Source organism: Streptomyces sp. P3 (genome assembly GCF_003032475.1).
GTDB lineage: Bacteria > Actinomycetota > Actinomycetes > Streptomycetales > Streptomycetaceae > Streptomyces.
The window spans coordinates 7,148,044-7,170,862 of record NZ_CP028369.1 but is presented as its reverse complement, the minus strand read 5'-3'; the positions used below and the strand labels follow the sequence as shown (position 1 = coordinate 7,170,862).

At 70.2% G+C, this 22,819-nt stretch carries 17 protein-coding genes and 5 pseudogenes; 16 read left to right on the top strand and 6 right to left on the bottom strand.

Translation table 11 applies throughout. The features are described from left to right. The first annotated feature begins 505 nt into the window (after positions 1 to 505). Positions 506 to 1,453: a hypothetical protein gene (locus tag C6376_RS31485; protein ID WP_254076146.1), complete on the top strand. Its 948-nt coding sequence runs from the start codon at positions 506 to 508 to the stop codon at positions 1,451 to 1,453. A 3-nt stretch (positions 1,454 to 1,456) separates the two neighbouring features. On the opposite strand, the pseudogene C6376_RS46545 reads toward C6376_RS31485, so the two are convergent. Next, positions 1,457 to 1,653: pseudogene (locus tag C6376_RS46545) on the bottom strand (VapC toxin family PIN domain ribonuclease); the annotation flags it as partial. 661 nt (positions 1,654 to 2,314) lie between these two features. Between C6376_RS46545 and C6376_RS31475 the strand changes: the two are divergent. After that, positions 2,315 to 5,281: a type ISP restriction/modification enzyme gene (locus C6376_RS31475; RefSeq protein ID WP_107446494.1), complete on the top strand. Its 2,967-nt coding sequence runs from the start codon at positions 2,315 to 2,317 to the stop codon at positions 5,279 to 5,281. Between the two features lie 164 nt (positions 5,282 to 5,445). Here the strand turns inward: C6376_RS31475 and C6376_RS31470 are convergent, their stop codons facing one another. The 3 genes and pseudogenes from C6376_RS31470 to C6376_RS45695 form a co-directional block, all read right to left on the bottom strand. After that, entirely contained in the window at positions 5,446 to 6,561 is a 1,116-nt protein-coding gene (locus tag C6376_RS31470) for an IS110 family transposase (RefSeq protein ID WP_107446493.1), read from the bottom strand. A 397-nt stretch (positions 6,562 to 6,958) separates the two neighbouring features. Continuing rightward, positions 6,959 to 7,215 (bottom strand): annotated as a pseudogene (locus C6376_RS45700) (transposase); the annotation flags it as partial. 20 nt (positions 7,216 to 7,235) lie between these two features. After that, positions 7,236 to 7,448: pseudogene (locus tag C6376_RS45695) on the bottom strand (transposase); the annotation flags it as partial. Between the two features lie 59 nt (positions 7,449 to 7,507). Between C6376_RS45695 and C6376_RS45690 the strand changes: the two are divergent. Together C6376_RS45690 and C6376_RS31455 are read left to right on the top strand one after the other, a co-directional pair. Further along, positions 7,508 to 7,729 (top strand): annotated as a pseudogene (locus C6376_RS45690) (transcriptional regulator); the annotation flags it as partial. After that, on the top strand, positions 7,726 to 8,283 hold the full coding sequence (locus tag C6376_RS31455; protein ID WP_107446492.1) for a flavoprotein: 558 nt from the start codon (positions 7,726 to 7,728) through the stop codon (positions 8,281 to 8,283). The pseudogene C6376_RS45690 and the gene C6376_RS31455, both read left to right, overlap by 4 nt. On the opposite strand, the pseudogene C6376_RS45685 reads toward C6376_RS31455, so the two are convergent. Further along, positions 8,255 to 8,663, bottom strand: a pseudogene (locus tag C6376_RS45685) (hypothetical protein); the annotation flags it as partial. The gene C6376_RS31455 and the pseudogene C6376_RS45685 sit on opposite strands and share 29 nt — an antisense overlap. A 340-nt stretch (positions 8,664 to 9,003) precedes the next feature. On the opposite strand from C6376_RS45685, the gene C6376_RS31445 reads away from it, so the two are divergent. From C6376_RS31445 to C6376_RS31420, 6 genes are all read left to right on the top strand, one after another. Further along, a complete protein-coding gene (locus C6376_RS31445; protein WP_107446491.1) occupies positions 9,004 to 9,237 on the top strand; it encodes a hypothetical protein in 234 nt (77 codons plus the stop codon). After that, positions 9,237 to 11,534: a cation-translocating P-type ATPase gene (locus C6376_RS31440; protein WP_107446490.1), complete on the top strand. Its 2,298-nt coding sequence runs from the start codon at positions 9,237 to 9,239 to the stop codon at positions 11,532 to 11,534. The genes C6376_RS31445 and C6376_RS31440 overlap by 1 nt, the downstream gene beginning before the upstream one ends. After that, a complete protein-coding gene (locus C6376_RS31435; protein WP_107446489.1) occupies positions 11,531 to 12,052 on the top strand; it encodes a copper chaperone PCu(A)C in 522 nt (173 codons plus the stop codon). Before C6376_RS31440 ends, C6376_RS31435 begins: the two co-directional genes overlap by 4 nt. Positions 12,053 to 12,357: 305 nt before the next feature. After that, positions 12,358 to 13,068 (top strand): hypothetical protein, encoded by a 711-nt coding sequence (locus tag C6376_RS31430; protein ID WP_107449306.1) that lies wholly within the window; start codon positions 12,358 to 12,360, stop codon positions 13,066 to 13,068. A gap of 197 nt (positions 13,069 to 13,265) precedes the next feature. After that, positions 13,266 to 13,907 (top strand): sigma-70 family RNA polymerase sigma factor, encoded by a 642-nt coding sequence (locus C6376_RS31425; protein ID WP_254076145.1) that lies wholly within the window; start codon positions 13,266 to 13,268, stop codon positions 13,905 to 13,907. Positions 13,908 to 14,032: 125 nt separating this feature from the next. Beyond that, positions 14,033 to 15,007, top strand: a complete 975-nt coding sequence (locus tag C6376_RS31420; RefSeq protein WP_107446487.1) for a GlxA family transcriptional regulator — start codon at positions 14,033 to 14,035, stop codon at positions 15,005 to 15,007. Between the two features lie 57 nt (positions 15,008 to 15,064). Here the strand turns inward: C6376_RS31420 and C6376_RS31415 are convergent, their stop codons facing one another. After that, positions 15,065 to 15,577, bottom strand: a complete 513-nt coding sequence (locus tag C6376_RS31415; RefSeq protein ID WP_254076144.1) for a copper chaperone PCu(A)C — start codon at positions 15,575 to 15,577, stop codon at positions 15,065 to 15,067. Positions 15,578 to 15,753: 176 nt separating this feature from the next. Here C6376_RS31415 and C6376_RS31410 point away from each other — a divergent pair, with 176 nt between their 5' ends. The 6 genes from C6376_RS31410 (at position 15,754) to asnB (ending at position 22,819) form a co-directional block, all read left to right on the top strand. Continuing rightward, positions 15,754 to 16,818, top strand: a complete 1,065-nt coding sequence (locus C6376_RS31410) for an ABC transporter substrate-binding protein (protein ID WP_107446485.1) — start codon at positions 15,754 to 15,756, stop codon at positions 16,816 to 16,818. 89 nt (positions 16,819 to 16,907) lie between these two features. Continuing rightward, positions 16,908 to 17,927 (top strand): iron ABC transporter permease, encoded by a 1,020-nt coding sequence (locus C6376_RS31405; RefSeq protein WP_254076423.1) that lies wholly within the window; start codon positions 16,908 to 16,910, stop codon positions 17,925 to 17,927. A 19-nt stretch (positions 17,928 to 17,946) separates the two neighbouring features. Beyond that, positions 17,947 to 18,771 (top strand): ABC transporter ATP-binding protein, encoded by an 825-nt coding sequence (locus C6376_RS31400; protein ID WP_107446484.1) that lies wholly within the window; start codon positions 17,947 to 17,949, stop codon positions 18,769 to 18,771. Positions 18,772 to 18,920: 149 nt separating this feature from the next. Beyond that, positions 18,921 to 19,136, top strand: a complete 216-nt coding sequence (locus tag C6376_RS31395; protein ID WP_107446483.1) for a hypothetical protein — start codon at positions 18,921 to 18,923, stop codon at positions 19,134 to 19,136. Positions 19,137 to 19,566: 430 nt separating this feature from the next. Continuing rightward, the gene (locus C6376_RS31390; protein WP_107446482.1) at positions 19,567 to 20,976 is read left to right on the top strand and encodes an MFS transporter; all 1,410 of its coding nucleotides are present in this window, start codon (positions 19,567 to 19,569) and stop codon (positions 20,974 to 20,976) included. Between the two features lie 16 nt (positions 20,977 to 20,992). Then, a complete protein-coding gene (gene asnB / locus C6376_RS31385) occupies positions 20,993 to 22,819 on the top strand; it encodes an asparagine synthase (glutamine-hydrolyzing) (protein WP_107446481.1) in 1,827 nt (608 codons plus the stop codon).

Genomic DNA, 22,819 nt, shown 5'->3' with positions numbered 1-22,819 from the left:
GACATCATGCCGCCGTCGTACGTCACTTCGAGTCGAAGGGGGACCATTGGAACGGTGGGTCAATGAGCGGCAGCTCTCGGTGTTGCAGTGGGTGGGGGCCGGGTGTCCTGCCGGCGTATGGGAGACGAGCTCCTACAAGACCACCTGTCAGGCACTGCACAACCGGGGTCTGGTGACGGTCTCCCGGAAGGCCGGGCAGTGGAGCGTCGCCCTGACGAGCGCCGGCCAGCACTACCTGGCACACGGCACATACCCTCCCCGCGGATCACGCTCGCGGAAGACTCAGGCCGCCGCCCCACGACCCCAGGTCACCCGAGCACAGGCAACTCCGGCCGCCGGGCGGAAGCCAGACCCTCCCTCACAGCCTCGTGTGACGCTCACGGAGCAGCTGTTACAGGAGCTCGGGGAGGCCGGCGGCCGAATCGTCAAGAGCGGCAGCGGTCCCGACTTGGAGAAGTGGCCGTCCCGCGTCGCCGCCGCACGCAGATCCGGAAGGATTCCGGAGATGAAGGAGCTGTACGGGGGTTGGTGCAGCGGCGGGTATGAGATCAAACTCGTCGACATCCCCGCCTGGCGCCTTGCCCTCCTCGACCCCGTCCCCGTGCCCGCCCGACTCACTCGGCCGCACACCGTTATCCGGGCCATGCAGAACGAACGCCAGCCGCTCGGCCTGACCAAGCCCGTCCAAGGACGTGCTCTCTGGCTCATCCAGGCTCTGATCACCGCCGCCGAGGCCGAAGGACACTCCTGTTCGGCGGGAGCCACCGGCTTCGCGCCCCCGTCTCATCGCCGCCGCAGGGCACATCCTCACTTCACCATCACGGCACAGGGCCAGCCCGTTGGGTTTCTCGTCCTCCAGGAGCAGGACCGGACCGAGCACGTTGCCACCGAGAAGGAACTCGCCGACGCCAAGAAGCACTCCTGGGTCAGGATCCCCCGCTTCGACTACACCCCATCCGAACGCCTTCGCTTTGTCCTCAGCGGCGGCCAGCCACACCGGGCGAGCGAATGGGCCGACGCCCCCGGCCGCGCCCTCGAAGAGCAGCTCGCCGAGATCGCACAGGAGGTCACCCTCCGCGGCGAAGCCGCCGAACGCAGACGTCTCGACGAGATCGAAGCCGCACGCCAGAAGCGCATCCGCTGGGAAGCCGCCATGGAAGACGCCCGCATCCGGTACGCCGAGGCGTACCGCTTCAGACACTTTGAAGCGCAGGAAGCGGCATGGCGCCACGCCACCGGACTTACGGAGTACGTGAGCGCGGTACGCACGCGAGTCGAGGCCATGCCACCGGGGCAGACCAGAACCGAAGCCGAAGCATGGATCAGCTGGGCCGCATCCACCGTCGAGCGCCTCGACCCATTGAACACACCGCCCCGACTGCCCGACATCCCCGAACCACGAGCCGACGACCTCAGGTCCTTCCTCGGGCACTGGAGCCCCTACGGCCCCTGAGCCGCGATTGCGGGCGCGCACCGACTGGGTGGCACTCAGATGATCATCCGTGATCTCAGACAGAACGGCACGGCCTCGTCGCACCCAATGTCGGATGTCGTCGACCGCGCTGAGCACCGCTGCACGGCCCAGCTCGCGGGTGGCGACGTGGTCGATCTCCGAGCGCAGCAGCGGGGACATACCAGGAGCCCCGCAGCCATGATGGCTTCGTTTGACGCACGCACGCTGCCCCCGCGATCGCCCCAGCGTTCCTGCAAGATCGCCGTACCGTCAACTGATTGCGCTCCGCACGTTGACGCACGCCCGGGAGGCACTCCCAGCTGACGATCCAACCCACCTCCGTACACGGGGCTTTGGCGGCATGTCACCAATCAACCTACATCCGCTGGTGTTTGCTGCTTGAGATGTCATGGGCATTCTGTATGGGTCTGATCGTCGGCGTGGGTGCAACCTTGGGGGGCCGATGGCAAGAGGGGACGTCTGGGCGGGAAAGGGCACGACCGGATCGGTAGCGGACCTCGTTGCAAAGTTCGGCGAGGAGGTCAGGGCCAAGCTGCAAGGTCCCGCAGGGGCGGTCAGCAGTAAGGAGGACAGCCTGACCGCGCCGGTGGAGCATCTGCTGCGCGGCATGGCCTCGCGGCAACGCCTCAAGCTCATCGTCCACGGTCAGAGTCGCATCAAGGAACTCGGGATCCGGCCCGACTTCGCCATCGCCTGCGGCGGCAGGACCATAGGGCACGTCGAGCTGAAGCAGCCGGGCTCGGGGGCCGATCCGGAGAAGTGGTCGGTGAAGAGCCACGACCGCAAGCAGTGGGAGAAGATCAAGGCACTCCACAATGTGCTGTACACCGACGGATACCAGTGGGCGGCGTACAGGTCGGCCCGACCGGAATCCTGGTCGGAGACCTTGATTCCGGTAGTCGGCAACTCGTCGTCGCGGACACCGGGTTCGAGCGTGCCCTCACGCACTTCTTCCTGCCAGCGCCCATCGTCCACGACAGCATCAACGAACTGGTCAAGCGCATCGCGGGAATCTGCGCCCTGCTGCGTGACGAGGTCACCGAGCGTCTCACCCGCGAGGAGCACGGGGAGGCTGACGCTGCGTTCTCGATCCTGGCCGACAACTGGAAGGACCTGCTCTTTCCCGATGCTCGCCCGGAGGAGTTCGCGGACCAATACAGTCAGACGCTGACTTTTGCCATGCTGCTGGCTCGCCTTGAGCACATTGATCTGGGCAGGCTCACGCTTCCCGAGGTCGCGATCCGACTGGGCAAGCGGCATTCCTTGATGGGCAAGGCGCTGGCGGTGCTGACGGACGACGCCCTCGACGATCTGCGGGGCATCATCGACCCGCTGATCGACGTCTTATCGGCCGTCGACCCCGAGATGTTCAAGGACGAGACCGGAGACGCCTACCTCCACCTGTACGAGGGCTTTCTGGGCGCCTACGACCCGGAACTGCGACGGCGGACGGGTACTTACTACACGGCTGGCGAGGTCGTCCGCTTCATGGTCGGCTTCACCGACGAGGTGCTGCGTGACCGGCTCGGCCAGGAGGACGGCTACGGAAGCGAGGACGTCACCGTCGTCGATCCGGCCATGGGCACCGGGACCTTCCTCATCAACATCATCGACCACGTCGCCAAGTCCCTGTCACTGAAGTACGGCAGCACGCTCAAGTCCGGGCTTCTCCGGGAGCTCTCGGGCCGACTGGTCGGGCTGGAGAAACAGACCGGGCCGTACGCCGTCGCCGAACTCCGTGTGCACCACGCCTTCCGGTCCCACGACGCCGACATCACGCGCCGCCCGCCGAGGCTTCTGGTGGCCGACACACTCGACGATCCCGCCGTCGAGCACCACCTGGGCTTCATGTACGAGGCGATCGCCCGCCACCGCCGAATGGCGAACAAGATCAAGGCGGACGAGAAGGTCATGGTGGTCATCGGCAATCCGCCCTACCTGCGGGGTGCGAGACAGTCGGGCGTCGGACGCTGGGTCACAGAGGGCAACCCGAACGGCCAGGGCCCGATCCTCGCCCGCTTCCACCCAGAGGACAACGGACGCATCGGATACGCCCTCGACAACCTCTACGTCTACTTCTGGGCGTGGTCCACCTGGAAGGTCTTCGACCAGTTGACCGCCTCGGGAGCGCCGAAGGCCCCCAGCGGGATCGTTGCCCTCATCACCAACTCCGGATACCTGGACAGCGAGGGCTCGGCCGGCATGCGCCACTACCTGCGCGAGGTCGCCGACGAGGGCTGGGTCATCGGTCTCTCCCCCGAGGGCGCCTACTCCGACACGCGCACCCGTGTCTTCCAGGATGTCAAGCGGGAGATCTGCATCGCCGTCTTCGTCCGCCATGGCGCCCCGGATGCGGATACACCGGCACGGGTCTGGCGACTCGACGTCCCCGCGGGCACACGCGAGGAGAAGTTCGACTGGCTGGAAGGGCTTGGCCTCGACGGCCATCGCGAAGGGACCTCCTGGCAGCTCTGCCCCACACAGTGGACCGCGCCCTTTCACGTCACGTCCGACTCCGAGTGGTCGGCAATGCCACCGGTGAACGCCCTGCTGCCCTGGACGAGCTCCGGCAACAAGAACAACCGCAACTGGCCCGTCTCACCCAGCCGGGACGTTCTGGAGAGGCGCTGGCACAGGCTCGTCCAGGCTCCGGCAGACGCCAAAGCGGAGCTGATGAAGAGCACCGGAGACCGCCGCCCGGACAAGCTGGAACCACCACTGCCCGGCCAGCAGGAGACGGGCAGTCTTGCCGCAGAGAAAGAGAGGGTTCCGGTCATCGTCAAGTACGGACGGATGACGTTCGACCGGCAGTACATCATCGCGGACCGTAGAGTGATCGACCGACCGCGGCCGGCCTTGTGGTTCGCCCACAACGACCAGCGTCAGATCTACCTGTCCGAACTCCACACGGAATCAGGCCGTCCGGGGCCAGCGGTGAGTTTCACCGCCCTCCTGCCCGACATTCATCACTTCAAAGGCACCGAAGGCGGCCGCGTCGCCCCTCTTTACCGCCACCCCCACCAGGCTGAACCAAATGTCACCCCTGGCCTGCTGCGGCTGCTCACCAAGACGCACGGCGTGACGGTCACCGCCGAGGACCTCTTCGCGTACATCGCGGGAACAGCCGGCCACAGCGGCTACACCCGCCGCTTCGCCGCGAACCTCGCCGAGCGCGGTGCCCGTATCCCCATAACACGCGACCCGGCCCTATGGGCGGAGCTCGTGGAAGTGGGCAGGCGCACGGTGTGGATCCACACGTACGGCCAGCGCTTCGCCTCCCACCACGACAGTTCACCTGGCTCGTCCCCCAGGCTTCCCCCGGAGGAACAACCGGAATGCGTCGTCGTGATCGGAGAGCACGACGGGTTACCTGAGGACATCTCCTACGACGCGTCCACGCGAACCCTCACGGTGGGCAAGGGCTGCATACGTCCGGTGGCGCCGGAAGTCTGGGACTATCGGATCGGCGGGGTGCAGGTGATCCGCAAGTGGTTCAGCTTCCGCAAGCGCAAGCCAGACGTGGAACGACAGACCCCGTTGAACGACATCCTTCCCCCGACCTGGCCTGCTCGGTGGACCGTTGACCTTATTGACCTCATCAACGCGCTCGGGCTCCTCGTAGCCCTCGAACCCCGACAGGCCCGGCTGCTGGACGCCGTGAGCAGCGGCCCGCTCATCAGCACCGACGACCTAGGGGGCGAGGGCATCCTGCCCGTACCTGCCTACGCAACCAAGGAACCGAAACCGCCGCGGAAGTCTCGACGCGCCCCCGGCCCTGGTCAGGAGAGCCTCGACTTCTCGGACTGACACCCGTCCGGCCTGAGTGCCTGACGCCCGCAACATCAACGGAATATTCGCACGACGACGCCCCGCCGCAGCAAGCCAGCGGGGCGTCGTTGTATCGGGTCCCCGTCTACGCAGGACCCCCGCCGGAGCAATCCGACGGGAATCCTCACCTGTCACGACAGCCCCTATGAGCGGGGTGCTGGTTGCAGCTGTTTGACCAGGTGGAAGACCTCCCGGGCCGCATAGCGTTTGAGGCAACGGACGATTTCACGCCGGGTCTTGCCCTCCTTGATCCGACGCTCGTAGTAGACCTGAGTGCGCGGATCAACCCGCAGACGGGTGAACACGATGCGATGGAGCGCGGCATTTGCCTGACGATCGCCACCCCGATTGAGGCGACGGAACTGCCGGCGTCCCGAGGAACGCTCGACAGGACTGACCCCGCACAGGGCGGCGAAGGACGCCTCACTGTCCAGGCGTTCCGGGTTGTCCCCCACCGTGATCAGCAAAGCGACCGCCGTGTCCGGACCGACCCCCACCACGTCGAGCAGCTGCGGGGCGTGACATTTGACGAGACGGGCCAGACGAGCTTCCACATCGCGGATCTGCTCGGAGAGCTGGCCGATCCGGTGAGCCAGCAGACCCAGCGTGATCCGAGTGGCCTGCAGCACAGACTCGTCACCGACCTCCTCGTGCCCGCCCACGTCCGTGAACCGCGCACAGATACGGAAGAGTTCGGCATTTCCCAGTCCGGCCAGCTCTTCCCGTAAGGCAGGGTCAGCAGTAACAAGAACGGCCTTCAGCTGGTTGATAGCCTGGGTACGCGCTTTGACCGCCGACGCCTTCGTGAGTCTGTACATCCTGGCGATCTGCGCCGGCCCGTCGCCCGCTTTCGCCCGAGCACAGGCACGTCCGCTCAATACGGCTCGCGCCGCGTTCTGGGCATCGAGTGGATCCGATTTGCCGCGCCGACGGCGATCCGCTCGGTCCATCCAGTTCACGTCAAACACGTCTATGCCCTGGGCCAGCAGATAGCGGGTCAGGGATGCCCCGTAGGAGCCGGTCCCCTCCACCCCGGCCCGCCTCACGGCTCCCGACTTCCTGACCCATTTCAGCAGATCCCGGTATCCAGCCGCGCTGGCCGGGAACTCACCGGTGGCCAACACCGCCCCCGTCAAGGAGAGCACCGAAGCCACATGCGCATCACGATGCGTATCCACTCCCAGCACCACCTCCCCCGCCGGAGGGCGACGGCGGGACTTCGGAGCAGGCAACGTACTGGACGTGGTCGAATTCGCCATACTCGATCCCTTCCCAGTCCTATGACGTGTCGCGTTGCCGGTACCGGGCCGCGTCGGACGGTCAGAATCGTGAGGACGCCACGGCAATCGGCAGGCCCCTATCGGGACACGCCCCGCCAGCCCGGTACCGACAACGCGCCATCCCCGACCATCGGCCGACACTGTGACAGCGGGACACTTCGGTCAGAAATATCATGAGTCAGACCTCGGACCCGGGACAGCACCCACTCATCCTCCCGCCCCTCACACCACCCCCACCCAGAAACACTGAGCACGCTCACTCCCGGCCCTTGACACATCCTGGATGTAACTCCGACCGATCGTTATGCGGCACAGAAGCCGACATCTTTGAGCATCCGGGCACATTGTGCTCGGACGAGGGCTCCCTCGGGGTCTGTCAAACGAGTGGTCCAACTGGGCTAGTTGGGGTTACTGACGGGGCCGCTGAGAGGCGGCCATCGAAGGTGATGTCGAAGGCGTTCAGTGCGGTCTTCCAGCGCATGGTCCAGCGGGCCTGACCTTTGCCGGTGGGATCGAGCGACATGATTGCCATGTAGCCGCTTTTCCCCACGCAGCCTGCTCGTTGGGGAAGTGTCCGCGGTCCTTGACTGCCCGGCGGATCCGCGCGTTCACCGACTCGATCGCGTTCGTCGTGCCGGGCCGACATCGGTCAGCACGGTCTTGGAGCGTTTGCCGTTGCGGGAGTTGCCGCCGTCCTTGCCCGCCGGGTCGTGCTTGTCATATCCGAGGTGGTCGGTGATCTCGCCCTCCAGGGCCGACTCCAACAGCCGCTTGGTCAGTTGCTGGAGAAGTCCGCCCTCGCCGGCCAGCTGCAAGCCCTCGGCCTGGGCTCGGCCCACCAGCTCGTCGATCAGCTGGTCGTCCACGGCCTTCGCCGACACAGCCTTCAGGGGCTCGACAGCCTCAGACTTGGACACGTTCTCACGAGCGCCGCGCCGCCCTGTGGGTCGAGGCCGCCCGCGCCTACAACCAGCAGGGCCGCCTCGCCGACGGGTACCAGGCGCTGCGCATCGCCGAAAGCTGCGCGGCCCAGGACATCCGCCGCCCCGCCGTCCGGGAACTGGTCGCGGATATGGCCGCCCGCGACCGCCGCCGTACGCTGCCAGCACTGCATCACTTCAGCCGTCGACTGGGAGTCCCCGCGTGAGCGACCAGCCCGACCAGCAGACCAAGAAGCCGTTCCTGTACGTCGTCGTGTGCGCGGCCGGAGTCGCCGACAACGTCGGCAAGCTGATCACGGCTGCTCAGGCGGCGAACTGGAACGTGGGCGTGGTGGCCACCCCGCAGGGCCTGGGCTTCATCGACACAGAGACGGTCGAAGCCCAGACCGGCTACCCCATCCGATCGGCCTGGCGCTCACCCGGCGATCCTCGCCCATTGCCGCCCGCCGACGCCATCGCGGTGGCGCCGGCCACCTTCAACACGGTCAACAAGTGGGCGGCAGGCATCTCCGACACCCTGGCACTGGGCATCCTGTGCGAGGCGTACGGCATGGGCATCCCCACGGCCGTCCTGCCATACGTGAACTCGGCCCAGGCCGCCCATCCCGCGTACCGACAGAGCCTGGAGCGGTTGTGCGAGATGGGCGTCCTGATCGGCTCGTACGAGCCTCACCGGCCGAAGGCCGGCGGCGGCGCGGATCACTACCGCTGGGAGGAGGCGCTGGATCTGCTTACTCCCAAGGTGTCCGCGCGGCCGTAATCAGCGCCGACGTGCTGGCGACGAACTGCGGCACTGGAGTGGCTGCCGCTGGTTGGAAGGGAGCGGCCCGGCGTGGTGTGACGCTGCGAGCCTTGGCTGCATCGGCGTGCGGGCCGGGTACGTGGAGTTCGCCGAGGCGGCGGATGCGCCAGGTCAGGGCGCGGGCGGGGCTGGGCGTCGTCCAGGGTGCGCTGGCCGAGCGCCTGATGGAGGACGGTGGCCGGGTTGCCTGTTGCTTCTGCCTCGGCGAGCACGGTGACGAGTGCGTCCCAGGCGGGGTCGTTGAGGATGCGCTCGGCGTGTTCCGGTACCGCCTCCCGGAGGTGGTGGGCGAAGCGGCGCTTGGTCTGGAGGCCGGGGGAGCGGTGTGCGAGGTCTGCTGCCCGGCCCACCAGCCGTGTTTGCACCCTTTCCGGGCCGAAGCCTCCCGCGGGTGAAGACAACAGTGGCTGGGATGGCACGGTCACGGTCTCCAGCGCCCCAGCTTGCCGTCCCTGTCGGTGCCGACGTTGCTGTCCTCCTTCTCGGTGTCGGGGCATGGCGGCTCAGGGCCGTCGCGGTGGAGAGTCGGCCTGAAATCCCCGGCGGTTGTGGCGTATCGCACAGAGGCGCACGGAACTCGCTCCTTGCGTGACCCGACTCCTCTATACGGTACGGCCGTAGGGGATCCCACCGTGATCCCCGTTTCCGAGCCGTCCGACCAAGGTCAGGAGGCCGGTGATGGAAGAACCCCAGCAGTCCTCCACTGAAGCGGGTTTTGCGCTGCGGAGACTGGTGCCGCCGCCCGCCCTCTGCGGTTTCCTTCTGCTGCTCGCCCTGGTCTTCACGGTGTCGTACGCCGCCGGAGCCGCCGCCGGCCCCGTCGCGCCCGACATGCAGCGCTCCGGAACGAGCGGCGACGGCAGTGGCGGCACGGAGGGCGGCATGGACATGAAGCACGGGAGCGGCGGCTGATGACCACGGAACCGGCCACCTCAGTGGTGACCACCGACCTGACCGTCGGCGGGATGACCTGCGCGGCCTGCGTGCGGCGGGTGGAGAAGAAGCTCGCGAAGCTGGAGGGCGTGACCGCGACGGTCAATCTGGCCACCGGGGGCGCCAGGGTGAGCCATCCGCCGCACGTCAGCCCCGTCGAACTCATGGCGACGGTTGAGCAGGCCGGATACACGGCCGCGCTGCCCGAGCCTCCGAAGCAGCAGCGCGAGGAGGGCCAGGGCGGGGAGTCCGATGGCACCCGGCAGGAGCTCGAACGGCTGGTGATCACGGCGCTGCTCGCGGTGCCGGTGGTCGTGCTGTCCATGGTGCCCGACTTGCAGTTTCGCTCCTGGCAGTGGCTGTGTTTCGTGCTGGCCGCGCCGGTCGCGGTGTGGAGTGCGTGGCCGTTCCACGTGCGGGCGCTGCGCGGGCTGCGGCACTCGACGGCGACCATGGACACCCTGGTCTCGCTGGGCGTGGCGGCGTCCTTCGCCTGGTCGGTGTACGCGCTCTTCTTCGGCGGTGCGGGCGTGCTGGGCATGACGATGCCGTTCAGCCTGCTGCCCGAAGCCTCGGACGGCACGGCGCACCTGTACCTCGAAGTGGCCGTCGTCGTACCGCTGTTCGTGCTCACCGGGCGGTTCCTGGAATCGCGGGCCACAAACGGCACCGGGGCGGCCCTGCGGTCGCTGGCCCAACTCGCCGCGAAGGAAGTGGCGGTACGCGAGGACGGGGCCGAGCGGCTGATCCTTGTCGAGGAGTTGCGGGTCGGGCAGGTCTTCGTCGTCCGTCCCGGTGAGCGCGTCGCCACCGACGGCGTGGTGGCGGAGGGCAGTTCCGCCGTGGACCTGTCCCTGGTCACGGGGGAGAGCGAGCCGGTCGAGGTCGGACCGGGTTCGGCCGTGGTCGGCGGGGCGGTCAACGTCGGCGGACTGCTGCTCGTCCGGGCTGCCGCGGTCGGTGCGGACACACAGCTTGCCCGCATCACCCGGTTGGTGACCGAGGCTCAGGCGGGCAAGGCGCGGGCGCAGCGGCTGGCGGACGCGGTGGCCGGGGTGTTCGTGCCGGTGGTGCTGGCGCTCGCCGTGACCGTGTTCGGGTTCTGGCTGGGTGCCGGGGCCGACCCGCAGGCCGCGGTCACCGTGTGCGTGGCCGTCCTGGTGGTGGCGTGCCCGTGTGCTCTGGGGCTGGCCACGCCGACCGCGCTGATGGCCGCCACGGGGCGCGGCGCGCAGCTCGGTGTCCTGGTCCGGGGCCCGCAGGCCCTGGAGGGGTTGCAGCACATCGACACGGTCGTGCTCGACAAGACCGGCACCCTGACATCCGGCCACATGACCGTCGCCCGGGTCACGGCCGTGGCGGACGGGCTCGGGCGCGAGGCGGTGCTGCGGCTGGCCGGTGCGGTGGAGCAGGGCTCGGAGCACCCGCTGGGCCGGGCGATCGTCGCGTACGCCACGGGGGTGTCCCCGCGTGAGCGTATTGGAGCGTCGGGTGATGCCCTGACCGGGCAGGGCACGCTGCCGGAGGTGAGCGGCTTCGCCGCGACCGCGGGGCGCGGCGTGCGCGGCCGGGTCGAGGGGCGGCTGGTCGAAGTCCTCGCGCCGGACGGCGAGTTGCCCGCCGTCCTCACCGACGCGCTGCGGGCGGCGGAGGCCGGCGTCAACACCCCCGTGCTGGTCCGTGTCGACGGGGTCACCGAGGCGCTGATCGAGGTCGGAGACGTCGTACGTCCCGGCAGTTACCAGGCCGTGGACCGGCTGCGGCGCCTCGGTGTGCGCCCGGTGCTCGCCACCGGCGACCGGGAGGCACCGGCGCGGGCGGTCGCCGCCGCGCTCGGCATCGAGGAGGTGCACTCCCGCTGCGCGCCCGAGGATAAGGCCGATCTCGTACGGGAGTTGAGGGAGCAGGGCTGCCGGGTCGCGGTTGTCGGCGACGGGGTCAACGACGCCGCCGCGCTGGCCGGGGCCGACCTCGGCATCGCCATGGGCGGTGGCACCGACGCGGCGATCGGGGCCGCCGACGTGACACTCGTACGCGGTGACATCGAGGCCCTGGGCGACGCGGTCCGGCTCGCCCGGCGCACTCTGGGGACGATCCGCGTCAACCTCCTGTGGGCGTTCGGCTACAACGTGGTGACCGTGCCGCTCGCCATGGTCGGACTGCTGAACCCGATGCTCGCCGCGGCGGCGATGTCGGTGAGTTCCCTGCTGGTGGTCGGCAACAGTCTGCGCCTGCGGGCCTGGCAGCCGTCGCGGGTCCGGGGAGGTACCCGATGACCGGACAGCGCCTGTGGCGTCCGACCCGCCGACGAGTCACCGACAGCCTGATCGCCGCGCTCGCGCCCGTCGCCGCGTGCGGCGTCGCCCTCGGGGGCCTGACCACCTGGGTCGCCCAGGGCAACGCGGGCAGCCCTGCACGGATTGCGGTCACCGGCGGGCGTGTCTTCCTCTCGTTCAACAGCACCCGGGAGACCTCCGCGTTCTTCCGCATCACCAACTCCGGCGGCGCGGACGACCGGCTGCTGAAGGTCACGTCCTCCGCCACCGGCGGCGACGCCACGCTCAGCCGCCACCGCATGGCTGGCGCACGGGCGGCGTACGGGCAGGCGGTGGACTCCGCGGCCGTCCCGGCCGGCGAAAGCCTCGCCATGTCTCCGTTCGGCACTGATGTGACCGTGAGGGCGAAGGAGACGTGGCGCGAGGGCGACCTCGTGCCGTTCACGCTGCACTTCGCACGCAGCGGTCGGATCAGCACCCTTGCGGTGGTGGTCCGCCCGGGGATGGGCGGGGCGTGACCGGCGGCCTGCCCGGTGGACTCGGTGAGCATGCCGACCGTGCACGCGGTGACGGCGTCCTCGCAGAGCGAGCGAAGGGGCGGGGCGGTGCCCTGCCGACGCGGCGGGTCCGGCGGGAAGCCGCGCGACCGAGTGGACAGCGGGTCCGGGACAGACCCCGCATCTTCAGTTGTCGGCCGAAGCGTGCGCCGAGTTCCGGCCCGTGGGCATGTTCTGTATCACTGGTCCGGGATTGAGTGGAGGGCGGGGCCTATTCCGTACCCCTTCATGGCGACGGAATCCCGGATGCGAGGATGAGGGCCGTCATGACTGCTGGGCGGTGTGCGCGCACGATACGGGCCGCGGTGTTCGCGGCCGTCTGTGTGCTGCTCGCCGCTCTCGGCCACGTCCTGATGTCCGGCGCCACCGTCTCATGGTGGGCACTGGCGGCCGGACTTGCCGTCACGGGCGGTGCGGGCTGGTGCCTCGCGGGCCGTGAGCGCGGACCTGCGCTGGTCGTGTCCCTGGTCGTGGTCACCCAGGGCGTGCTCCACTCGGTCTTCGAACGAGCGCAGTCGACGGCCACGAGCGCAGACGGACCGGACACCACGCCGCCCGGCTCGGGGGGCCAGGGACACGCCATGGAGTCCATGGGCCACAGCATGAGCGCCATGCCCATGGACTCCATGGACATGGGTCACATGGCCACGGACCACGCGGCGCACATGGGGCACATGGGCTCCGTGGGCCACCACATGGGCGGGATGTCGTCGTTCGGCATGCTGGCCGCCCACACACTCGCCGCGCTGCTCTGCGGCCTGTGGCTGGGCCATGGGGAGCGTGCCGCGTTCCGTGGCCTGAGGGCCGTCGCCGGCTGGCTGGCCGCACCCCTGCAGCTGCTGTTCGCTGTTGTCGCGCCGCCACGCCGACTGCGCGTCCGGCTGCGCCGCGCCCGCTCGGAACGGGTGCCGCGGCGCCTTCTTCTCGTTCACTCGATCACTCCTCGGGGGCCTCCGGCCGGGACCGCTGTCGTCTGAGACAGCCGGTTCCCCGGGGCCGTAGACGGTGTCGTGTCATCGGCACCCGCGCCTCGGGCATCGGCCGTACGCCCTCGTACGGTCGTCCCCCCTTCACTCCCGGACCCATCCGCAAGCGGTGTCACGCGGCCGTCGTGCCTCAGCACGGTCGTACGCGCCGCCGTGCCGGATGCCGGATGACCCGAGAAGGACATCAGGTGATCACTCCTGTTCTGCCCGCCTCCCGCGACAAACGCAGAGAGGTGAACAAAGACGGTGCGGTGGCGTCGTTCGACGAGTCGACGACCGCCTGGGCGCTCGCCGGCCGCGCCGGAGACCCTGCCGCCGTCGAGCGTTTCGTACGAGCTCTGCGCCCCGACGTCGTCCGTTATGTCGCGCATCTGTCCTCCGACCCCCAGGCCGCCGATGACCTGGCCCAGGACACGTTCCTCCGGGCACTCGGCAGCCTGCACCGGTTCGAGGGGCGCTCCTCGGCGCGTGCGTGGCTGCTGTCCATCGCACGCCGCGCCGTGATCGACAGCTACCGGTACGCCGCCGCCCGGCCACGCCTGTGCGGCGCGGACGACTGGAGAGTGACAGTCGAAAGCGCCCAGCCGAGCGGTCTGCCCGGCTTCGACGACGGCGTCGCGCTGCTCGACCTGCTGGACGCGCTGCCCTCTGAGCGCCGTGAGGCGTTCGTTCTCACTCAGCTGATGGGACTGCCCTACGCGGAGGCGGCCGAGGCCAGTGGCTGCCCCATCGGAACGGTCCGCTCGCGCGTGGCCCGCGCCCGGGCCACGCTCATCGAGCTGCTGGCCGAGGCCGAGGCGACGGCCGGGCCGACCCCGCTGGCCGCGTGATCGAAAGGGCGCCGGCGCCGTCCGTCCGAAGCGCGGGCCGGCGCCCTTCCTCTCGCCGAACCGTTCCGAGCACCCCCATGGATGACAGTCGCGCGCAGGAAGATGCGCGTACGAGCGAGGTCGCAATGAACAGTCCGGACCATACGAGCGGGCAGCAGCCCCACCTGGTGCTCATCCTGCTCTTCGACGGGGCCCAGAGCCTCGGCTTCTCAGGGCCCGCCGATGTCTTCGCCGCGGCAGGTGAGATGAGCTCGGGAACCTGCCGGTACGAGGTGAGGACGGCCTCCCTGGACGGCGGTCCCGTCCGCGCGTCCGGCGGACTCACCGTCCGACCGGACCACGGCACGATGGACGTGGCCGAGGCCGGCACGCTGATCGTGCCGGGCACGGACGGCATCCCTGCCCTCGATCGGGCGAACGTCGACGCGGTGGGTTCCCTTGCCCGGCGGGCCCGGCGCGTCGCCTCGGTGGGCACCGGCGCCTTCCTCCTCGCCGATGCCGGGCTTCTCGACGGCCGCAGGGCGGCCACGCACTGGGAGTTCGCGGACGAACTCGCCCGCCGGTACCCGGCCGTCGAGGCCGACGCACGGGACACGGTGGTGCGGGACGGCCGCGTCACGACCGCCGGGGGCGCCGCCTCCGGCCTCGACCTGGCCTTCGCCCTCGTGGAGGACGACCTGGGCGGCGAGGCAGCCCAGCAGGTCGCCCGGTCCCTGGTCACGTACCGACGCAGGCCGGGCGGTCAGCTCCAGTTCGCCGAGCCGCTCGGCCCCGACGCGCGCAGCCCGGTGCTGCGCGCGGTGCAGCGGCGGATCCTCGCCGACCCGGCCGGCGATCTGTCGATCCGCTCCCTGTCCCGTCAGGCAGGCATCTCCGAGCGCCACTTCACCCGCCAGTTCCGCGCCCAGGTCGGCATGTCGGCGCGGGAGTACGTCGAGCGGGCCCGGGTGGCCGCCGCCTCCCGCCTGCTCACGGAGACGCTCCGCAGTCCCGAGGTCATCGCGCGCGAGACGGGGTTCGGTACGCAGGCCACGATGCTCAGGTCGTTCCAGCGGGTGCTGCGGATCTCGCCCCTCGACTACCGGGAACGCTTCTCCTGACACGGATGACACGGACATACAGCCGATCCCGGCATGGTGGGCGTCGGCACAGTCGGGTCATCTCGCAGCCGTGGTCACGGGTACCCGGACTCCGACCCTTCCGCTGTACCGGAACCACAGGTTGTAGAGCACTTCCCGGCCCGGCTTCAGCGCAGGCGGATCCATGATCAGGACGCCCAGACCATCCGGGGCCATGCGCACGGTGCCGCCCGCCGGAACGTCGACGGACCACACCTGTTCCGTGAGCCCCGCCCGCTCCCGGCCTCCGGCGCGGCGGATGGCGCTGACTCCCAGCTCCGGCGAGTCCGCGTACAGGAGAGTGTCCCGCGAGACGCCGGTGTTTCGGATCTCGAAATAGGCGGCGGTGGAGCTCGCGCCCCTGGGCGGAGCGATGATCCGGGCGTCCACGACCGTGATCCGGGGCGGAGGATCGCCGGCCAGGCCGGTCATGGCGTAGGCGGTCAGCAGGATCAGAGCCGCGCAGCACGCGCCGAGGGGTACCGCGGCGGACCGCAGCGCGCTCGTGAACAGACTTCTCGGCGTCGAACGCGTCCAACGTGTCGGACGCATCGGGCTCTTCAGGCTCCTCCGCTTCACACCTCAGTAGTCGCGGTGCTCCCTCCCGGGGTTCCGGCAGCCGGATGAACCGGCACCCCAAGTGGCGGGAACCCACGCGGAGTTCGGCCCGACTTCTGGAACGGGTGGCAGAGGTCCGCCCGTGCCCGAGTGGATCCTGGAGAGTTTCGATGCGTTCTCGCGTGTGGTGGGGTACGACGGCCGTGGTGCTCGGCGGCCTGCTGGCGGCGGGCTGCGGCAGCGGGGACGGCGGCGAAGCGAGCCCCGCTGCCGGGAAGGCCGTCTCCGACGGCTACCCGGTGACCGTCACCGACTGCATGGGCGCCAAGACCACGTTCTCCGAGGCTCCGCGGAAGATCGTCACCAGCAATGCCTCCAGCCTGGAGTTGCTGCTCCGGCTGGGAGCAGGGGACAAGGTGATCGGCACCGGCTTCCCGCCCGGCAAGGGCACGCTGCCCGGCGAGCTGGACGCTCCGGCGCAGAAGGTCAAGGTGCTCGGCCAGACCGTGATCCCCAAGGAGAAACTGCTCGGTTCCGGCGCCGACCTGTACATCGACACCTTCGCCAACATGAACATGGGCGGCGGGATGGGAGACGCGCCGACCGAGGAGGAGTTCAAGGCCGCCGGGATCAGGCACATCTACCTGAAGTCCACCGCCTGCGCGGCGCAGAGCAAGAGCCCTGTCACCGACCTGACGGCTGTCGAGAAAGACATCACCTCCCTCGGTGCCGTCACCGGCACTTCGGCGAAGGCGAAAGAACTGGTCACGGGCATGAAGGAGAAGGCGGACGCCGTGCGGAAGGCCGTCGGCGGCACGGGTGAGGCCGAGCGGCCGACGTACTTCTTCTTCGACTACGACGCCGGCACCAAGCAGCCCATGGCCGTCTGCAACCGGCAGATCGCCCACGCGGTGATCACCCAGGCCGGGGCCCGCAACGTCTTCGCCGACTGCGACGGCGACTTCAAACCGGTCGGCTGGGAAGACGTGATCGCCAAGGACCCGGACTGGATCCATCTGGGCCTGCGCAACCGGGGCAGCGAGGCCGCGAACAAGAAGGCGTTCGACGAGGCCCAGAAGTGGCTGGAGACGAACTCCGCCACCAAGGGGCTGAAGGCGGTCAAGGAGGGGCACTTCCTGCGGATCGGCTCCGAGCAGACCACCATCGCCGGTGTCGAGAACGCCGACACGGTCGAGGCGATCGCCAAGGCCCTGTACCCCGGCAAGGTCGGCTGACCGTGATCGACGCCCTGCTGAGCCGAAAGGGTACGGGCCGAAAGGGCACGGATCGAGAGCGCGCGGACGCCCGCAGGCAGGCGCGTTCGGTGCTCGCCGGCCCCTTGGCCGCGGTCCTCGCCGTGGCGCTGCTCGCCGCTCTCACTGCGGCGGTCTCCTGGGGCTCGACGTCCATTCCGCCGGGTGAGGTGTGGGGCGTGGTGGGGCGGCGGCTCTCCGGAGAGGCGCCCCGGGCGGGCACGGATGACCTCATCGTCTGGCAACTGCGCGTCCCCCGAGCCCTGCTCGCCGCTCTCGTCGGTGCCGGGCTCGGCCTCGTCGGTACGGCGATGCAGGCTCTCGTGCGCAACCCGCTGGCCGACCCCTACTTCCTGGGTGTCTCCAACGGCGCCTCCCTCGGGGCGGTCGCGGCGATCGTGCTCGGCGTCGGGACGGGCGGGGCGCTGGGGCTCGGCCTGTCGGGCGCGGCGTTCGCCGGGGCGCTGGCGACGTTCGCGCTGGTGTGGACGGTGGCCCGGCGCCGTGGCGGCTTCGCCCCACTGCGGCTGGTGCTGGCCGGGGTGGCGATCGGCCAGTTCCTGTCCGGCTTCACCAGTTATCTCGTTCTCCAGGCCGGCGACGAGCAGCAGACGCACAGCGTGCTGTTCTGGCTCATGGGCAGTCTGAGCGGGGCGAGTTGGCAGCTGCTCGCCGTACCCGCCGTCGCCGTACCCGCCACCCTGCTGTGGCTCCAGGCGCGCGCCCGGGCGCTCAACGCCCTGCTCATGGGCGACGAGACGGCGGCCGGGCTCGGCGTCGACGCCACCCGGCTGCGCCGTGAGCTGTTCACCGCGACCAGCCTGCTGACCGGCGTCCTGGTCGCGGTGTCCGGCGCCATCGCCTTCGTCGCACTGATGGTGCCGCACGCCTGCCGCCTGGTCGTCGGCGGCGACCACCGGCGACTGCTGCCGGTCTCGGCGCTGTTCGGGGCGCTGCTGCTGGTGGTGGTCGACATCGTGTGCCGTACCGCCATGGACACGCAGGAGTTGCCGGTCGGGGTCGTCACCTCGCTGATCGGCGCACCGACGCTGCTGTATCTGCTGGACCGGCGCCTGGGAAGCCGAAGTTGAGGATCCGGAGGAGCGGAAGTTGAGAATCGACGTCGAGGACCTGCACATCGCCTACGACGGCCGTACGGTCGTGGCCGGCGCGCACCTCATCGCCACCGAAGGCGAGATCACCGGCCTGGTCGGACCGAACGGCAGCGGCAAGTCCTCGCTCCTGCGGACCGTCTACCGCCACCTGAAACCCGCCGCCGGGCGCGTCCTGCTCGACGGCACCGACCTGCGAGAGCTGAGCCCCGTCCAGGCGGCCCGGCGGGTGGCCGCGCTCCCGCAGGAGCGGGGCGGCGACTTCGAGCTGACCGTGCGCGAGGTCGTCGCCATGGGACGTACCCCGTACAAGCGGGCCTTCGCCGGGGAGGACGCCACCGACCGGGACGTCGTCGCGAAGGCGCTCGCCGACGCCGGCATGGCGGACCACACCGGACGCCGCTTCACGGAGCTGTCCGGCGGCGAACGCCAACGCGTCCTGCTGGCCCGTGCCTTCGCCCAGCAGACGGACGTCCTGGTCCTGGACGAGCCCACCAACCACCTGGACATCCGCCACCAGGTGGAACTGCTCGCCCTGCTGCGTGCCCAGAGCCGTACGACGCTGGTGTCGCTGCACGACCTCAACGCCGCCGCTTCCGTGTGCGACCGGCTGCATGTCCTGCACGAGGGAAGCGTGGTCGCGTCCGGCCCGCCCCGCGAGGTGCTCGTCCCCGCCCTGCTGGCCGAGGTGTTCGGCGTACACGCGGCCGTGGTGGAACATCCGCTGACCGGCGATCCCCTGATCGCCTTCGACCACCGGGCCCCGGCGGACGGACCGGTCCTCCCGAGAAGCGGCCCCACCGCAGCACAAGTCGGCTCGTGAGGCGGCTGAGTTCCCGGGATCCGGCGTGAGATGTCCCATCCGGGCCGTCCGGACTGGCGGAATGCCGGCGCGGGTATCCCCGGGGCAGTCCCCGAGGGGCACCCCGGTGAGCCGGTGAGCGCCCTCCCCAGCGCGAAAGGTTGTGGACGATGACCGGCATCGATCGCCTGACCCCGGTGGCGACGTTCTGCGGCGACTGCGACTGCGGATGCCCGCAGCTGTTCGTCGACCCGGCCGCGCCGGCGGAGCGGCGTGTGGTGCTCACGGATGACTTCGGACAGCGGGTGCAGATGAGCGCCGACCAGTTCGCGTCGCTCGTCGCGGACGCCAAGTCCGGCACGCTGGACGGCGTGGCCACGTCCTGACCTCCGGCCGCGGCTTCTTCCGGCCTCCCCCTCCGGTCGGTGCAGACGGGGCGGGGCCGGTACCGGCGTACGGCACGAGGGAAGGGCTCCTTGGCGGGTCCGGGCCCTTGCTCGCCACGGCCTGGCCGGTCGGCCGACGGCGTCGGCCGACCGGGCTCCGTCGTCGTGGCACCCCCGGCGCCCTGGTTCGGCTGTGCCGCCGGGCCGGCGCTCGCTGCCGGGCTCTATCTGCTGGTGGAGACGGCGGCACGAGGCCGCGAGCGGTGCGCCGCCGGTGCCGCGGCGCGGCACACCTGAGGCGCCGCGCCCCTTGAACTCCCTTTCTCTCCGCACTTTTTCGGCCAGCCCCGGGAACTGACCCGAGCGCTCCTCCGACCCCTGGGACGAGGCTGCTGTTCGGCAGCCCGTTCCGCGACGGAAGGGGCGGAGAGTGACGGACCACGGTTCCGGTTCGCAGCGGCCCGGTCACATACCCGCGGTCGAGGACCGCTGGCTCCTGGTGGCTGTGGCGGGCCTGCTGTCGTTCGTGGCGATGCTCGACATGAACATCGTCAACGTGGCGCTCGCCGATATCTCCGAGGGGCTGCACGTCTCGGCCGCGACCGCCCAGTGGGTGGTGCTGGGCTACCAACTTCCGGTCGTCGCCTTGCTGTTGCCCGTCGGCCGGTGGCTGGACGCTATGGGTCTGCGTCCCGCGCTGCTGGCCGCGACCGGCGGCTTCACGCTGTGCAGTGCCCTGGCCGCCGCCTCCCCGTGGGCGCCCTGGCTGATCGCCGCCCGGATCGGGCAGGGCGCGTGTGGTGCGGTGCTGTTCGTGCTGATGCCGGTGCTGGCGATGCGCGCCGTACGGCCTCAGGCGCGCGGCCGGGCGATGAGCGTGCCCGCGACGCTCGGCCCGCTGGGCGCGGTGACGGGTCCGGCGGTGGGCGGGCTGCTGCTGGACCAGCTGGGCTGGCGCTCGGTCTTCCTGGTGAAGATCCCGTTCTGTCTGCTGGCGCTGGCCGTGGCCTGGAAGGCGATGCCTCGTGACGGCCGCCTGCGCCGGCCCGACCGGCGGTCTTCGGGCGACATGGCGCTGGTCGCCACCGGCGTGACGGTTCTGCTGCTGTCTCTGACCCTGGCCTCCGACGCCTCCGCATGCCTGTTGCTCGCGCTCGCCGCCGTACCGCCGCTGTGGTGGTGGCTGCGCGGACCGGGGGGTCGTCCGGTGGCCGGCGTGCTGCGGGAGGCGCGGCTGCTGCGGGCGCACGGCGCGGTGCTGGCGCTGGCGGCCGGGTTCGCCGCCATGCACTACGTCGTCGCCCTGCACCTTCAGCGCGACGACGGCGTCAGCGCCACCAGGACCGGGCTGACCGTGCTCGCCTTCCCGCTCGGCATGGGGTTGGCCGGGCCACTCGGCGGACGACTGGCCGACCGGTACCGTCCGCAGCCCGTCGCGGTGGCAGGCGCCGTGCTCACCTCCGTCGGACTGCTCCTGCTGGTCCCCCTCGGCGACACCTGGTCGCCGCCCGACGTGGCCTGGCGCCTCGCACTGGCCGGGATCGGCATGGGCCTGGTCGGCGGTCCCACCCAGGCCCTGATCATGGGCGCCGCCCCACCGGACCGGGCCGCCACCGTCGGCTCGGCCGTACAACTCGCCCGCAGCCTCGGCTTCACGCTCGGCCCGGCCCTGGCCACCGCCACGTGGGCGTCGGCCGGGGCGGACGGCGGCGTACGGGCCTCCCTGGCGCTCGCCGCTGGGGCCGCCTGCCTTGCCGTGCCCCTGCTGGCCCTGCCCGGCCGACGGCCGACCCCCATCCCCGAGAAGACCACCGACGCGGCGACTGCCGCCCCTCACTGACCCAGGAGCCATCGGCATGTGCGGAATCACCGGCTGGGCGTCCTTCCACAGCGACGCCCGCACTCACGCCCCGGTCATCGAAGCCATGACCGCCACCCTCGCCCCGCGCGGCCCCGACGCCGAAGGCATATGGCTGGGCGAGCACGCGGCGATCGGCCACCGCCGCTTGGCCGTCATCGACATCGAGGGCGGCGTCCAGCCGATGGCCGACCGGCCCGACCGGCCGACCCTCGTGCTCAGCTACAGCGGCGAGGTCTACAACCACCACGAACTGCGGTCCGAGCTGCGCGCCCGCGGGCACGCATTCCATACGCGCAGCGACACCGAGGTGGTGCTGCGCGCCTACGCCGAGTGGGGCGAGGACGTCGCCGACCACCTGGAGGGCATGTTCGCCTTCGCCGTCTGGGACGAACGAGCCCGGCGGCTGCTGCTGGTCCGCGACCGGCTCGGCGTCAAACCGCTGTTCTGGGCGGTCATCGACGGCGGCCTGGCCTTCGCCTCCGAACCCAAGGCGCTGTTCGCCCACCCGGAGATACTGCCCCGGGTGGACGCGGACGGGCTGCGGGAGGCGTACAGCCTGCTGTTCAACACCGGACCGACCGTGTGGTCCGGGATACGCGAGGTCGAGCCCGGCGGCCTGCTCGTCCTCGACCGGTCCGGCATCCGCGAACGCCGCTACTGGCAGCTGGAGGCCGGTGCCCACGCCGATGACGAGGACGCGACCGTCGAGCGCGTCCGCAGCCTGGTCAGTACGGCCGCCCGCAGTCAGCTGGAGGCCGACGTCCCGCTGTGCAGCCTGCTCTCCGGCGGCATCGACTCCACTGTCCTGACCGCCCTGCTCGCCGACGAACTCCGCCTGCGCCAGGGCCCGGACGCCCGCATCCGCTCCTACGCCGTGGACTACAGCGACCAGGCGTCGCGCTTCACCGGGGATGTGCTGCGCACCGGCCACGACACCCCGTACGCCACCGAGGCCGGTGCCTTCATCGGCACCGACCACAGCACGGTCGTCCTCGACCCGCGTACCCTGCTCGACCCCGAGCACCGCAAGGCGGTGGTCGCGGCGCGGGACTCGCCGATCGGCGTCGGCGACATGGACACCTCGCTGTACCTGCTCTTCGGGGAGATCCGCCGGCGCTCCACCGTCGCCCTGTCCGGTGAGGCGGCCGACGAGGTGTTCGGCGGCTACCCCTGGTTCCACAGCCCCAAGGCGCTGGCCGCGGCCACCTTTCCCTGGCTGCTGGTCACCGGTGACGAGGCCGCCATGCCGCTCAACCCCGAACTCGACCTACGTATCGCCGAGTTCCGCGACGACACCTACCGCAGCGCCCTGGCCGCCGTACCCCACCTCGACGGCGAAACCTCCACCGAGCACCGGCAGCGCGAGATGCAGCACCTGTCCCTGACCCGCTGGCTGCGCCAACTTCTGCACCGCAAGGACCGGTTGAGCATGGCCCAGGGCCTGGAGGTCCGCGTGCCGTACTGCGACCACCGCCTCGTCGAATACGCCTTCAATGCGCCCTGGGCGCTGAAGAGCTTCGACGGCAGGGAGAAGAGCCTGCTGCGCGCCACGGGTGCCGGGCTCGCCCCGGACTCGGTGCTGCACCGGCCCAAGAACCATTACCCGACCACCCACCACCCCGACTACAACCGCGGCCTGCAGGACATGGCCCGTGACGCGCTGGCCGACGACCGGGTCCGTGCCCTCGTGGACGAGTCCCGCATCAAGCCCTGCCTCGACACCCCGCCCGACCGGCTGGAGTGGGGCCACCGCCTGCGTCTGGAACGTGTCGTCGACCTCGCCCTGTGGCTGGACCACTACCAGCCCGAACTCGCCCTGTAG